This window comes from Methylobacterium gossipiicola, assembly GCF_900113485.1.
In the GTDB taxonomy this organism is placed as follows: Bacteria; Pseudomonadota; Alphaproteobacteria; order Rhizobiales; family Beijerinckiaceae; genus Methylobacterium; species Methylobacterium gossipiicola.
Genome location: NZ_FOPM01000021.1, coordinates 20,510 through 34,399, shown reverse-complemented (window position 1 = coordinate 34,399; position 13,890 = coordinate 20,510). Strand labels below are relative to the sequence as shown.

General features: G+C 68.5%; 14 protein-coding genes. 4 read left to right on the top strand and 10 right to left on the bottom strand.

Annotated elements, in window-relative coordinates:
* The first annotated feature begins 179 nt into the window (after window positions 1-179).
* A complete protein-coding gene (locus tag BM249_RS16390; protein ID WP_091974047.1) occupies window positions 180-1,592 on the top strand; it encodes a lipopolysaccharide biosynthesis protein in 1,413 nt (470 codons plus the stop codon).
* Window positions 1,593-1,603: 11 nt separating this feature from the next.
* Complete coding sequence (locus BM249_RS16385; RefSeq protein WP_091974045.1) at window positions 1,604-2,788, top strand: GNAT family N-acetyltransferase; 1,185 nt, start codon at window positions 1,604-1,606, stop codon at window positions 2,786-2,788.
* On the opposite strand, the gene BM249_RS16380 is transcribed toward BM249_RS16385, so the two are convergent.
* Together BM249_RS16380 and BM249_RS16375 are read right to left on the bottom strand one after the other, a co-directional pair.
* Window positions 2,769-3,125, bottom strand: a complete 357-nt coding sequence (locus tag BM249_RS16380; RefSeq protein WP_091974043.1) for a hypothetical protein — start codon at window positions 3,123-3,125, stop codon at window positions 2,769-2,771. The genes BM249_RS16385 and BM249_RS16380 overlap by 20 nt on opposite strands.
* A gap of 5 nt (window positions 3,126-3,130) precedes the next feature.
* Window positions 3,131-3,379 (bottom strand): hypothetical protein, encoded by a 249-nt coding sequence (locus BM249_RS16375; protein WP_091974041.1) that lies wholly within the window; start codon window positions 3,377-3,379, stop codon window positions 3,131-3,133.
* 156 nt (window positions 3,380-3,535) lie between these two features.
* On the opposite strand from BM249_RS16375, the gene sseA reads away from it, so the two are divergent.
* Entirely contained in the window at window positions 3,536-4,381 is an 846-nt protein-coding gene (gene sseA / locus BM249_RS16370) for a 3-mercaptopyruvate sulfurtransferase (protein WP_091974038.1), read from the top strand.
* Between the two features lie 61 nt (window positions 4,382-4,442).
* On the top strand, window positions 4,443-5,255 hold the full coding sequence (locus BM249_RS16365; protein WP_091974036.1) for an urease accessory protein UreD: 813 nt from the start codon (window positions 4,443-4,445) through the stop codon (window positions 5,253-5,255).
* Between the two features lie 191 nt (window positions 5,256-5,446).
* Here the strand turns inward: BM249_RS16365 and BM249_RS16360 are convergent, their stop codons facing one another.
* The 8 genes from BM249_RS16360 to BM249_RS16325 form a co-directional block, all read right to left on the bottom strand.
* The gene (locus BM249_RS16360) at window positions 5,447-6,376 is read right to left on the bottom strand and encodes an amino acid ABC transporter substrate-binding protein (RefSeq protein WP_091974033.1); all 930 of its coding nucleotides are present in this window, start codon (window positions 6,374-6,376) and stop codon (window positions 5,447-5,449) included.
* Window positions 6,377-6,642: 266 nt separating this feature from the next.
* Window positions 6,643-8,268 (bottom strand): porin, encoded by a 1,626-nt coding sequence (locus BM249_RS16355; RefSeq protein WP_091974030.1) that lies wholly within the window; start codon window positions 8,266-8,268, stop codon window positions 6,643-6,645.
* A gap of 718 nt (window positions 8,269-8,986) precedes the next feature.
* Entirely contained in the window at window positions 8,987-10,012 is a 1,026-nt protein-coding gene (locus tag BM249_RS16350) for an HD-GYP domain-containing protein (protein WP_091974027.1), read from the bottom strand.
* A 190-nt stretch (window positions 10,013-10,202) separates the two neighbouring features.
* The gene (locus tag BM249_RS16345) at window positions 10,203-11,324 is read right to left on the bottom strand and encodes an ATP-dependent DNA helicase (protein WP_091974024.1); all 1,122 of its coding nucleotides are present in this window, start codon (window positions 11,322-11,324) and stop codon (window positions 10,203-10,205) included.
* On the bottom strand, window positions 11,321-12,247 hold the full coding sequence (gene hemF / locus BM249_RS16340; RefSeq protein ID WP_091974021.1) for an oxygen-dependent coproporphyrinogen oxidase: 927 nt from the start codon (window positions 12,245-12,247) through the stop codon (window positions 11,321-11,323). Before hemF ends, BM249_RS16345 begins: the two co-directional genes overlap by 4 nt.
* 44 nt (window positions 12,248-12,291) lie before the next feature.
* The gene (locus tag BM249_RS16335) at window positions 12,292-12,564 is read right to left on the bottom strand and encodes a YiaA/YiaB family inner membrane protein (protein ID WP_091974018.1); all 273 of its coding nucleotides are present in this window, start codon (window positions 12,562-12,564) and stop codon (window positions 12,292-12,294) included.
* A 48-nt stretch (window positions 12,565-12,612) separates the two neighbouring features.
* Window positions 12,613-13,287, bottom strand: coding sequence for a PspA/IM30 family protein (locus tag BM249_RS16330; RefSeq protein ID WP_091974016.1), 675 nt, complete (start codon window positions 13,285-13,287; stop codon window positions 12,613-12,615).
* Window positions 13,288-13,373: 86 nt separating this feature from the next.
* Window positions 13,374-13,838 (bottom strand): tRNA (cytidine(34)-2'-O)-methyltransferase, encoded by a 465-nt coding sequence (locus BM249_RS16325; protein ID WP_091974014.1) that lies wholly within the window; start codon window positions 13,836-13,838, stop codon window positions 13,374-13,376.
* Window positions 13,839-13,890 lie beyond the last annotated feature (52 nt).

Here is a 13,890-nt window from a genome sequence, read left to right as displayed (position 1 = left end):
ACCGAACCACATCGGTATCGGACCACAGCGAGGCGAATCCTCGCCCGGCTCGACCGTTGACGCCTCGGCAAGATCACCGTGCTAGGCACCTCTTCCGGAAGGCGCAAACGGAAGGCGCACGTGACGACGATGCGACCCCCTCCAATTTCGCGCGCCGGAATAGCGCGAATGGAACGCCGATGATTGCGCGTCACACCCTGACGTATGTCGGCTCCCGCGGCGTCGCCGCCGCCCTCAACATGGCGTCCCTGGCCGTCTTCACCCGTCTCGCGCCGGCGGAAGCCTATGGCGGCTACTTATTGATCCTGTCATGGGCGCTCGTGCTCTACGGTGCGACCTGCCAATGGCCAAAGTTTTCGTTCTTCGCCCTCTACGAGGAGGCGCGGGCGGCGGACCAGATCGGCACCGTAATCCGTCTCCTCGCGGCGATGATTGGTCTCGCCGGGCTGGCGGCGGCCCTGGGAGCGTGGCTCGGCATCGTGGCTCCGCCGGCGGCCGGCGCCATCCTGGCGGCCGTCATCGGCATGATGGTGTTCGAGGGAGCCTGCGAAATCGCACGCACGCGTCTGGAAGCCGGCGCTGTCGCCATGGCCATCGTTCTGCGGGCCGTTCTCGTGCTTGGGCTCGGAATCGGCGTCCTGCTGTGGACAGGGCGCGCCGTCGATCTCCTTCTGGCGACGGCTCTCGCCAACATCCTCGCTGCCCTGCCTCCTCTTCGCGCCATCGGGGTACTCCTCTGCGGGCGCGGAAGCTGGACGGAGGCGCGGCGTCTCCTCACCTATGGCTGGCCTCTGATTCTATCGTTCGCGGCCGCGGCCCTCGCGCAGACCATCGATCGCCTCATCATCGGTCAGAGCGTCGGAGTCGCCGAACTCGGGGCCTACGGCGCCTTCTCGGATTTCCTGCGCCAAAGCTTCGTCGTGTTCGGTGACAGCATCGCCCTCGCCCTGGTATCCATCGCCAAGCGTGAAGCGCGTGTAGGCGGCATGGAGGCCGCCCGGCCGGTCCTAGAAGGGGCAGCCCGGCTGCTCGCCGTCATCGCGGCATTCGGTGGGGTTTTCTTCCTGGCCTTCGACGACCTCGTGGTCACCGTTCTGCTCGGTCCCGACTATCGCACGGCCGCCCTTACAGTCGCGCCGATGCTCATTGCTGCCAGCATCTTCCTCATGCTGCGCTCGTACTATTTCGGACAGATCATCTATTTTTCCGCGTCGAGCCGTCTCGATGCCGTGGCATCCCTCACTCTTCTCGTTGCCATCGCCGGCCTTTCTGCCATCCTGATCCCCCCCTACGGCATCGCTGGTGCGGCGGCGGCGGTCGTCCTCGGACAAGCCCTGGCCTGCCTCGTGTTCATGATCGGCGATCGGACCGGTATCCGCATGCCCGTCCCCTGGCGCGATGTCGCCGAGATCGGTGCCACGGCCCTCGGCTGCTGGATCGTGGTCATCGCCATCGAAGCGTCGACGGCAGGCCGAACGGCCCCGACCGTCATCCTCGAGCTCGTCGTCCTGCTATGCGGTATCGGCGCCATGGCATGGCGTTTCGATATTCTGGGGGTAGCCAGCATGGTCCGGCGTCGACGGATGGCGTGAGGCCCCAAGCGATGGCCCCGACAACGCTTCACTTGGCCGATAACTGCGTCGCCGCCATCCGCCCCCTCGATCCGGATGCGCCGTGGGTTTCGGCCTGGAGGGCCTTGAGTCGGGCCCCCTTCATCGAGAACCTGTTCTACGACCCCGACTTCGCCCTTGCCGCCGGGACAGCGTTCGGTGCGGGCGTCGTCGTGATCCTGGTGGGGGACCGCCCGCCGGAGCAGCCCGGTTTACGCCTCCTCGCCGTGTGGCCCTGCCGATGCCAGCGACGTCGTTGGGGGCTTCCCCTGCGTCTCACCATGGGATGGACCCATGGCTATGGGGTCTTCGGCGTTCCCCTTCTCGATCCGGAAAACCCAACCGACGCTCTTCGGAGGCTCCTGCACGCCATCGGCCGGTTCACCGGGCCCCGCGCGATGCTGTGCTATCTCCCGACGGCCGGTCGCTTCGCGGAAGTCCTCGACGAGGTTTGCCGGGCCGAGGGACTCGCCCAGGCTCGATTCTGGGACCACAGCCGCGCCGTCTTCGAGCCGTCGGCCCGGCCGGGTGATGAACGCACTACCTACCTCGATCATCTCTCGGCTCGACGACGAAGACGCCTGCGTCAGTCGGCCGAACGCCTTGCGCCCTTGGAATTCGAGAGCCTTCGCGATCCGCTCGTCCTACCTGCGGCGCTCGACGACTACATCGCCCTGGAGGCGGCCGGCTGGAAGGGGCGGGCCGGCACCGCACTGGGCGGCAACCCAGGCGAAGTGGCGTTGTTGCAGGCCTCGGTTGCGGCTTTCGGTGCGCGAGGGCAGGTCCGGATCGACCGCCTCCGGCGTGAGGGAACGACCCTCGCCAGCGCCATCATCTACGTCACCGGGGCGCGAGCCTGGTGCCTCAAGATCTCGTTCCTAGAGTCGACGGCGCGGGACTCACCCGGCGCTCTGCTCCTTCATCGCATCACCCAGTCCTTGATCGCCGAGGGTTCGCTGAACGGGGTGGATTCCTGCGCGCCACCGGATTTCCAGCTCGCCGAGACCTTCTGGAAAGAACGGATGCCGCTGACCCATCTCCTCCTCACCACACCGGAGGGGGATCGCCTGTTCGGCCTTGCCCGGCGCCTCGAGGGCTTGCGGGCCCGTTTCAGCAGATGGCGCGCCCGCCGAGCGCGAACACGATCACTGGGACCTGCTACCAACCGAAACGACTGATCCGCGCCTGGGCGGCCGCGACGGCGGCGCGATCGCGGCCGAGGGCGGCGATGCGTTGGGAAAGATCGTGACAGGTGATGCAGAAGGGCAAATTCGCCAGGACGATGCCCTGTCGCGAACGGGCTACGGAACCGACGAGGCACGCGATGGGCACCGCGGATTCGGGGAGATCGAGGCACTCTCCTCGCGGACTTCCAAACAGGGGACGGGTCGGCCAATCGAGCAGGATCGTGGTGCCTCCACGGCGGTCGGGGGCCGGCGGCAGGCTATAGCTCCGCACGAACAGGGCAGTGAACGTCAGGATTAGGATCGGTGCGAGGACAATACGCCACCGCATACCGATCAGGCCGGCTCGTCGAAACGACTGCGGAAGAACACCTCCGTGCCGGCGCCGTCGATGACCCGAACCGCCTCCACCGGTTCGCCGCCGCGCTGCGGTGCGCTGGCCCGCGCGAACAGGCCCAGGGCGCGCTCGGTGGCACTCTCCAGGCTACTGGCCCGGACGGAAACCCGTTGGCGCACAAGGTCTTCCCCCTCGGGGGGGGGCTCGGGACCGAGAATTTCAATGTGGAAGGTTTCGCGGGAAGACAAGGGCGCGAAGGCTCCGCTGCTCGAAGGGAACGACCGGTGACATAGGGCATCGCCGGCGGTTTGACCCGTGGAAATCCGGTCGCACGGTGGCGGAGGCGTACCGCCTCGGGATATGGTTCGGCCACCCTACCCTCCCATCGCCGGAGCCCGAACATTATGGCGCTGACGCCTTTCGTGACCGTGGACTGGTTGAAAGCCCATCTCGGACAGCCCGATCTCGTGGTTCTCGACGGCTCTTGGTACCTGCCGGCGCAGGGGAAAGACGCCTTGGGCGAGTACCGGGCGGGACATGTTCCAGGCGCCATCCGGTTCGACATCGACGCCATGAGCGACGAAACATCGGGCCTGCCGCACATGCTGCCGCGCCCGGAGGTGTTCGCGACCCGAATGGGGGCGCTGGGCATCGGCGATGGGGCAAGGATCGTGGTCTATGATGGGCTCGGCCTGTTTTCGGCGCCCCGGGTGCGGTGGATGCTGCGGGTGTTCGGGGTGGGCGACGTGGCGATCCTGGAGGGCGGATATCCCGCCTGGGTCGCGGCGGGCGGCGCCGTGGAGACCGGCCAAGGCCATTCCCGCGCGCCCGCTTCCTTCACCGCCGCCTTCTCGGAGGACGCGGTGGCGGACGGACAAACCGTTGCGAACGCTCTCGAATCCGGCTCGGCCCAGGTGGTCGACGCACGCTCCGGCCCGCGCTTTCGCGGCGAGGAAGCGGAGCCGCGTCCCGGCGTACGACCGGGCCATATGCCGGGGGCCCGCAACGTCCATTACGCGGCGCTCCAGAGCGGCGGACGGCTGAAGGAGGCCGACGCCTTGAAGGCGGTGTTCGCCGAGAGCGGGGTCGATCTCGACAGGCCGGTGGTCACCACCTGCGGTTCGGGCGTCACCGCCGCCATCGTGTCCCTGGCCCTGGAAACCCTCGGGCGGCCGCCGCGAGCCCTCTATGACGGGTCGTGGTCGGAGTGGGGTTCGGACCCGCAGCGGCCCGTCGCCACCGGCGCATGAGCGGTCGGCCCGCGCCGGCGCAGGCCCCGTCGTGACGCTCACCGACCGTGACACACCGCCGATGCGCCAGCGCTCGGACGGACACGTGCACCTTCGCGTCGGCCGGATCGGGCGCGAAACCCGAATCCTCGATCTCGCCGAATCCGGTCCCCTGCGCGTGCGCCTGCCGCGCGGGCCGGCGGGACCATGCGAGGCGGTGCTCCTGAACAGCGCCGGCGGCATCGCTTGCGGCGATGGCTTCCGTGTGTCGGCGGAGGTCGGCGCCGGGGCCGAACTCGTGCTGACCACGACGGCGGCGGAAAAGATCTATCGGTCGGACGGGCCGAGGACGACCATCGCGACGCGCCTCGCCGTGGCGCCGGGGGGGCACCTCGCCTTCCTGCCGCAGGAGACGATCCTGTTCGATCGCGTGAACCTCCACCGCTCCCTGACCGTCGACCTCGACGACGGCGCCGGCTTCCTCGCCTTCGAGGCGGTGACGTTCGGGCGGGTGGCCCGGGACGAGCGCATCACCGCCGGCCATTTCCACGACCATTGGCGCATCCGCCGCCACGGGCGCCTCTGCTACGCCGATTCGATTCGCCTCGACGGCCCCGTCTCGGAGGCCCTGGCGCGGGCCGCCATCGGGGGCGAGGCGCGGGCGATGGCGACCCTGCTCGATGTGTCGTCAACGGCCGAAAGCCGCCTGGAAGAGATGCGGGCGCGCCTCGACGGAGCGATGCCCGCGACGGGCGTGACGGCGGCGGCGAGCGCCTGGAACGGCCACCTCGTGGTGCGCTTCCTCGGGGCCGATCCGACGGCCCTGCGGCGCCTCGTCCAGGATGTCTTGGTCGGCTACCGGGGCGTCCCCCTGCCGAGGGTCTGGCAAACCTGAAATCCGGCCTCGAAGGGCGAGCCTTTCGAGGCTGGACTTGAAACGCAAAGGGCCCCGGCATCGCCGGAGCCCCTCGTGCTGTGACGCAATCACTTCGCTCATGCGCCAGAGCACGAGGCTTTTGTTTTTGCATCAATTTTCCCAGACACGGCTGAAGCCTCCGTCTGGATCGATGCACTCGGATCGTGGCCTCAGTAGGCGGCCGGGTCCGGGCTGTCGCTCGGATGGGCGAACTGCTTCACCATGGCCTCGCTCATGGGCAGGTTCAGGTTGATGCCGCGCGGCGGAATCGGTTTGACGAACCAGGTGTCGTAGAGGGCCTTGCCCTCCGGGCTCTGGTAGAGCTTGGCCGTCGTCGCGTCGGCGATGGCCTTGAACGGCGCATCGTCCTTGCGCAGCATGATGCCGTAGGGCTCGGGCTTCGAGAGGGCGTCGCTGGAGATGGCGTAGCCGTTCGGGTCCTTGGAGCTGGCGGCGAGGGAGGCGAGGAGAACGTCGTCCATCACGAAGGCGACGGCGCGGCCGGTCTCGACCATGAGGAAGGCTTCGGCATGGTCTTTGGCCGGCAGGATGGTGAGGCCGAGGTTCCGGGCGGTGTTCGCCTCGTTGATCATGCGGATATTGGTGGTGCCCGAGGTCGAGACCACGGTCTTGCCCTTCAGGTCGTCGAACTTGTCGAGCTTGGCCGACTTCTTGGCGACGAACCGGGTGGCGGTGAGGAAGTGGGTGTTGGTGAAGGCCGCCTGCTTCTGCCGGTCGGCGTTGTTCGTCGTCGAGCCGCATTCGAGGTCGATGGTGCCGTTGGCGATGAGCGGAATGCGGGTCGCCGACGTCACCGGATTCAGCTTCACTTCGAGGTTCGGCAGCTTGAGCTGAACCTTCACCGCCTCGGCGATCTTCTTGCAGATCTCGAACGCGTAGCCGACGGGCTTCTGCTCGTTGTCGAGGTAGGAGAACGGCACCGAGGCATCGCGGTACCCGATGGTGATCTGGTTGGTTTCCTTGATCTTCTTCAAGGTGCCGGTCAGGTCTTCCGCCTGAGCTCCACCGAGGGTCGACGCCGTGACGGCGAGGGCGAGGAACGCCGCCGTGAGGGCGGATTTGGGGTGACACGAACGCATGGGCAGGCTGACTCCCGGGGGCGATCACCGCAACGGCCGTCGCTGAGGCTGGCGGGCAGATTAACGGCGCGGTGTGACGGTGCAATCGCTGTTTTGAAGCATCGCGTGCGATGCACAGCTCCCTGTCACGCAACGACCGTGCCGGTTTGACGGAGCTCGAACGTAAGAAGGCCCGGCTTTGCAGCCGGGCCAGTTCAAGGTCTCGAAACGATTGGCAAGATCGGATCCGGAGTCCCTCGACGCCGGATCCGAAGGTCGCGAACGACTTAGAAGTCGCGCTGGATGCGCATGCGGACCTGGTAGATGTCCGCGGAGGTCACGGTCCGGACGGCGGCGCCGGCGTTGATCTGCGCGGCGGTGGTCAGGCCGTTGTTGTACTGATCGACGACGCGACCGTTCTGGAGGCCGACCTTGGTGTAGAAGCCTTCGACACCGATATCGAGGTCCTTCACCGGCGACCAGATCAGGCTGCTGCCGACGACGAACTGGTAGGTGTCGCGGAGGGTCGGGCTGAGGGCGAACGAGCGAGTGCCCGGCGCGCCCACGAAGTTGCTGGACGAGGTATTTCCGGCGAAGCCAGAGCCGGCATACGCGAGGGCGTTGGCTTCACGCGCGCCGCGGGCGAAGGCCATCTCACCGTAGCTGCCGAACAGCGCCGAACGCCACTCGGGCGACCAGTAGTGCAGGAACGAGGCCACGGCGGTGAAGCTCGTGGACAGTTCGAGCTTGCCCGTGAACGGGTTGAGGGTGGCGTCCGACATGTAGGGATCGAACGGAGCGGCGCTGATGGTGCTCACGCGGGAGGCGTAGGAGCCGTTGTACGAGGAGTAACCCGTGTAGAGGGTCGCGCCCTCGCCGTAGGCGCCCTGCAGGTACAGGGTATCGCCGGGGGCGATGAACGGCATGTTGATCTTCACGCCACCCTGCACGGCCCAGCCGTAATCGCTGGTGGGGCCGGCGGTGGTGCCGAGGGCGTTGGCGCCGAAGCCGTTGTTGACGCCGACGACGATGGGGCTGCCATTGATGTTGCTGGTGTTCAGCTCCTTCACGGCGGCGGAGAGCTGGGCCGAACCCCAGGCGGCGTCGTAGCGCAGCACACCGACGAAGTCGGGCATGCGGTTGCGCTGGGACACGTCGACGGTGCCGAAGGTCGGAACGCCGAGGGCGCTGGTGCCGATCAGGACGCGCGAGGGAGCGCCGACCGTGGTCGATTCCTGCGAGTAGATGGTGTTGCGGCGGAAGGACGGGTCTTCGAGCGAGACCGTGGCCGAGAGACCGCCGTCGCCGAGCTTGCTCGTGTAGGCGAGCAGGTTGGTGGAGGCGAGGTCCGAACCGCCTGTGGCGCCGGAGAGCTCGAAATCGTGGGCGTAGAAGTCGAAGAACGAGGAGGCGCGACCGGCGGTGAGGCCGGCGAACTGGATGAAGGCCTTCTCGGTGCTCACGAACTGCTGGACGCGGCCGTTCTGATCCTGGCCGGTGGCGGCGAAGGCATTGCCGATGCGCTCCTGGGTGCCCGAGCGGAGGCCGCCGACGGCGCCGGTGCGCGAGGCGAATTCGAGGCGGGTGAAGGCGCGCAGGGTGCCGTAGGCCGTCTGGGTGCGGGCATCGACGTTGATACGGGCGAGACCACGGTAGCCGGTGGTGTCGCCAGCGTTGCCGAGGCTGCTGCGGGCGTAGCTCGGCTGGTAGGCCATCTCGAAGCGGGCGCGGCCCGAGAGACGGATGCAGGTCTCGGTGCCCGGGATGTAGAAGAAGCCGGCGCCGTAGGCGGAGCAGACGCGGACGAACTCGATGGGAACGGCCTTCTTGACCGGCAGGTCGGCGGCCTGGGCTCCGGCGACGGCTGCGAAACCGGCAGCCGAGGCGAGAAGCGAGCTCTTCAAGAGCTTCATTGATATCTCCAAAAGCTTCGAGACCCGAGGGGTGGACAAATCCGAGGCCCGCGACCCACTGGATCGCGACCCGTCCGTCCTTTTTCTGACCGGTCGTTTGTCGCCGGATAATTTTGTTGCACCGCTGGTGTACCAGTGCCGGATCACTCTGTGCGACGCGGTTCCGGCGGGCAACTCGAAAACGTGAAGGGCACGGCGGTTCCGCCCTGCTGTTGCGGCCTTGCAACGTTGGTCAGGCGGCTAAATGTATGAAGCGATGCGGGTTTCCGGCTGATTTCGGCCTCGCGACCGACGATGTGCGACCGAGTGAACATGCTGTGAAATCGAGCAAATCGGCAAAAAAGTGCCGGAAAGGCCGTCGAAATGGGTGAGATTGCCCTCTCCCGGTTTCGTCGCGACGACTTTGTGGACAAGCGAGGGATTATTTCCGGCCTTTGAAGTTGGTCCTCGCTCCGAGGGCGCGGGCCGAGCCGGGATCGCGGGTCATCCACAGACCGCCCCCGGACGCGACGGTCGACATGGGACGATTCGTCGTCGCCATTCGTGTGGGCCCGCGCGGCGGCTCGCCCCCCTCGAATCAGCCGTGCCTCCGACGGCGGGAAAACCGGGCCGATGGGAACGCCGAGCGATCGCTTCGGAATGGCGGCGTTCGGTCGTCTTCGCGCGCCGCGCGGGCTTGCCGATCCGGCGACCGCTTCGATCGGGGGGGGAAGTCGGATCAGCCGGACGTGGTCTCGTCCCGGGGCAGCATCCGGGCGAAGGCGGCCACGCAGGCCGGGTCGAAATGCGTGCCGGCATTCGCCAGGATGTGGTTCAGGGCTTCCCGGGCGCTCCAGGCCTTCTTGTAGGGACGGTCCGACGTGAGGGCATCGAACACGTCGGCCACGGCGACGATGCGACCCGCGAGCGGAATCTCTTCGCCGACGAGGCCCGCCGGATAGCCGCTGCCGTCCCAGCGCTCGTGGTGGGTGGCGGCGATCTCCGCCGCCCGCCGCATGAGCTGCGAGGAGGAGCCTTCGAGGATGCGTCGCCCCCGGTCGGCGTGGCGCTCCATCTCGCGGCGCTCGTCCTGCGTCAGGGGGCCGGGCTTCTGCAGGATCGTGTTGGGAACGCCGATCTTGCCGACGTCGTGCATGGTCGAGGCGAGGCTGATCTGTTCCACCTCCTCCTCGGGCAGGCCGAGGCCGCGGGCGATGAGGGCGACGAAGCCCGCCACCCGGGCCACATGATTGCCGGTCTCGTCGTCGCGGTGTTCGGCCGCCTTCATCAGCATCATGACGATCTCGCGCTCGCGGGCGGCGATGAGCTGGGTGGCCGCCTTCACCTCGCGGTCGAGCCAGGCGGCGCGCTCCCGCTGTTCGAGGCGGGCCCGGTTGAGGGCGAGGAGGTTCGAGATCCGCGCCCGGATCTCGATGGGATCGAAGGGTTTGGCGAGGAAGTCCGTCGCCCCGGCCGCCAGGGCCTCCCGGCGCAAACTGCGCTGGTCGAGGCTCGTCACCATCACCACGGGCACGTGCTCGAAGCCCGGCACGGCCCGGGCCGCGCGGATGAACTCGACGCCGTCCATGCCCGGCATCTCGTAATCGGAGATCGCCACCCCGATGGCGTCTGGCTGCGCCTCGACGAAAGCCAGGGCTTCCGCCGGCCGCGTGAAGGCCCGCACCGTGCAATCCGGAACCGTCCGGAGCGCCTCGGTCATCAGCATGTTGTTCAAGGGGGTGTCGTCGAGGACGAGAACGAACATCGGAGCGGCTGGCGATGGCTCGTTCACGACGGGCGGCCTTTCTCGGAACTCGCGCTCGTTCGCGCGTTCGGCCCCCCTGTCTGAACCATCCGCGACGACTTGGCAGCCCGCCTCGCGCCACAGGGTAAGCGAAATGTTGCGGCGCTCCGCATTTGGCCGGTCCCGTCGACGGATCGGCCCGAGGGGGCGCTCATACCACCACGGTGATGGCCTCCGCCGCCCGGGTGAGACCGGTATAGAGCCAGCGCGCCCGGTGTTCGCGGAAGGCGAAGGATTCGTCGAACAGCACGACGGTGTCCCATTGCGAGCCCTGGGCCTTGTGGACCGTCAGGGCGTAGCCGTAGGTGAACTCGTCGGTCTCGCGCTTGAGATAGGCCGGAATCTCCTCCTCGGAGCCGGACATCACCGCCCGCAGCACCTTGATGTCCACGGGGCGCCGTCGCAGGGCCGGGTCGTCGTCCGGCACCACGTCGAGGCGGATCGTGTCGGGGCGCTGGGCGGCGCGCTGGGCCTGGACCGTCCAGGTCGAGCCGTTGAGCAGACCCTTGGTGCGGTCGTTCCGAAGGCAGACGAGCTTCTCGCCCACCGCCGGCATGGGATCGACGTGGCCGGCGATCTCCCGCAGGCGGTTGTTGTAGAGCCGCCGGGTCTTGTTCATCCCGACCAAGACCTGATCGGCGGCGATGACCTGGGCTGGGTCGAGGTTGCGGCGCGACACCACGCGGCTCGTGCCATACTCCCCGAGGGTGAGGCGACCGCCCTCGCGAATCGTCATCGCCATGCGGACGATGGGATTGTCGGCGGCCTGGCGGTGCACGTCCGTGAGCATCACGTCGGCCTCGGCCTCCGTGAAGAAGCCGCCGCCGCGCACGGGCGGCAGCTGCGCCGGATCGCCCAGCACCAGCACGGGCTTGTCGAAGGACAGGAGGTCGTTGCCCAGATCCGAATCGACCATGGAGCACTCGTCGATGATGACGAGCTCGGCTTTCGAGATCGGCCCCGTGCGGTTGAGGGTGAAGGCCGGGCCGCCGTCCTCCGTCTCCTTGGTGCGGTAGATGAGGCTGTGGATCGTCGCGGCGTCGTGGCAGCCTTTCGCGCGCATCACCGAGGCCGCCTTGCCGGTGAAGGCGCCGTAGACGACGGTGCCGTCGACATCGTCGGCGATGCGGCGGGCGAGGGTCGTTTTGCCGGTGCCGGCATAGCCGAACAGACGGAACACCTGGGATTCGCCGCCCTGGCGCCACGCCGCGATGGCTTTGAGTGCCGCGTCCTGCTGCGGCGCGAACCGGGTCGGCAGATCGGTGTCGCTCACGGCCAGCGCACGGTGGGGGGCAGGGACGACAGGATGGAGGCGACGTTGCCGCCGGTCTTGAGGCCGAAGATGGTGCCGCGATCGTGGAGCAGGTTGAACTCGACGTAGCGCCCGCGCCGGACCTGCTGCTCGATGCGGTCCTGTTCGGTCCAGGGTTTGGCCATGTTGGCCCGCATGATCGCCGGGTAGGCGTCGAGGAAAGCGCCGCCAACATCGCGGGTGAAGGCGAGGTCCGCCGCCGGGTCGCCGGTCCAGTGGTAATCGTAGAAGATCCCGCCGATGCCGCGCGGCTCCTTGCGGTGGGGCAGGTAGAAGTACTCCTCGCACCACGCCTTGTAGCGGGCGTAGTCGGCCGCCGGGGCGTGGGCGTCGCAGGCCCGCTTCATGGCGGTGTGGAAGGCGAGGGAATCGGGATCGTCCTGGGTCCGCCTGCGGTCGAGGACGGGGGTGAGGTCGGCGCCGCCGCCGAACCATGTCCGGGTGGTGGCGACGAACCGGGTGTTCATGTGCACCGTGGGGGCGTTCGGGTTCCACGGATGCGCGATGAGGGAGATGCCGGTGGCGAAGAAGCGCGGGTCCTCCGAGGCCCCCGGCATCTGCGCCCGGAATTCCGGGGCGAACTCGCCGTGCACGGCCGAGACGTGGACGCCGGCCTTCTCGAACACCCGGCCCTTGAGGATCGCCATGGTGCCGCCGCCGCCGGGCTGTCCCGTGTGGTCGGTGCGCAGCCACGGCGTCTTCTCGAACCGGCCCGCCTCGGCCGGCGCATCCGCGTGGAACGGGCCGGTGGCCTCGTCCTCGAGGGTCTCAAGGGCGGCGACGATGCGGTCGCGCAGGGTCGTGAACCACGCCGTCGCCTCGGTCTTCAGGGCGTCGAGCTCGGCCGGGGCGAGGGGTACGAAGGGCGTGTCGGGGCGCTGCATGGCCCCGATGTCCCATCCCGTTTCGCGGGCGTCAATCGCCGCGCTCAGTCCTTGCCGACGCCCATGAGCAGGCGCTCGGTCTTGGCGTCCTCGATGCGGTTGACCATGCGGCGCCCCTCGTGGACGTCGCGCACCGTCTTCGTGGCGGTGATGCAGGACTGGACCAGCATGATCACCCCCATGGTGAAGTAGCCCTTCATCCAGATGTCGATGGGCATGAACAGGATGCCGAGCGCCACCATCAGGCCGGAGCCGAGGAACGACGCGTACGTGAAGGCGACCCAGGCGCCGGAATGCTGCGTGGACTCGTGGGACATGGGATTCTCCGGTGTCGTGAGGGCTGAGAAAGGTCGGGCGGGAACGGATCAGAGGGCGGCGGCGCGGCCGCGCAGGCGTTCGAGGATCGCGGCACCCGTGGGGCGGGTGGCCTTGCCGAAGCCCTCGCGCTCCAGGCGTTCGGCGATGTCGGCGCCGGGCTGAGGTTCGGCCAGCGCCGCATCGATGTCGGCGGCCTCGGCCTGACGGGCGCGCAGGCGGGCGAGGGTCGCTTCGGCCTCGCGCAGGGTGGCGCGGTCCTCCGGGGCGGCGGCGACGCCGAGGCGACGGGCCGATTCCGCCGCCGCCGCGATGCGCCGGCCCCGCTCCAGTTCGGCCTGCCGGCGGGTGGCGTCGGCGACGACGGCGCGCAGGCGGGCGAGCTCGCGGGCGAAGCGGTCCCGGGCGTCACGGATCGCCGCCGCCTCGGCTTCGAGCTCGGCGATGGCGTCGGCGGCCTCGGCGGCGAGGCTGTCCCGATTCGCCGCCAGCGCCGCCACGGCCCGCTCCTCCAAATCCGCCGCGCGGGCCTCGACCTCGGCATGGCGGCGCGCTTCCGCCCTGTCGCCCGCCTCGGCGGCGGCGAGGGCCATGCGGCTGCGCTCCAGGGCGGCGCGGGTCTCGCGGATCTGCTGGTCGAGGATCAGCAGGGCGTTGCGGTCGATGATGTCCTCGCGGGCCTGGGCGGCGGCGCCCCGCGCGAGGGTTCTGAACAGATCGAACATGGACGGTCTCCCGGCTGACGGCCGCTGCCGTCGAGGGAGACGATGCCACGGATTGAACAGCGTTCAAGTGCGCCTATGCACACCGTTCAAACAGGCGCGTATCCCCCCGTCTGCCGGAGGCCCTCGCCGAGGATCATCGCGGCGCAGACGGCGACGTTGAGGGAGCGCATCCCCGGCCGGATCGGCACCACCACGCGCGCGTCCGCCGCCGCGTGGACCGCCTCCGGCACACCGGCCGATTCGCGGCCCATGAGCACGCAGTCACCCGGCGCGTACGCGAAATCGGCATACGGCACGGCGCCCCGGGTGGTGGCGAGGACGAGGCGGATGTTTTCCCGCGTCCGCCATTCCGAGAAAGCCGTCCACGAGCGATGCCGCGTGATCGCCACATGGTCGAGGTAATCGAGGCCGGAGCGGCGCAGGTGCCGGTCGGACACGTCGAACCCCGCCGGTTCGATGATCTCGACGGCGATGCCGAGGCAGGCCGAGAGGCGCAGGAGCGTGCCGGTGTTCTGGGGAATGTCGGGCTGGTAGAGGGCGAGGCGAAGCATGGGGAGGTCGAACCTGCGGACGTTAAGTGAAGGGCACCTGGAATGCGTCTTC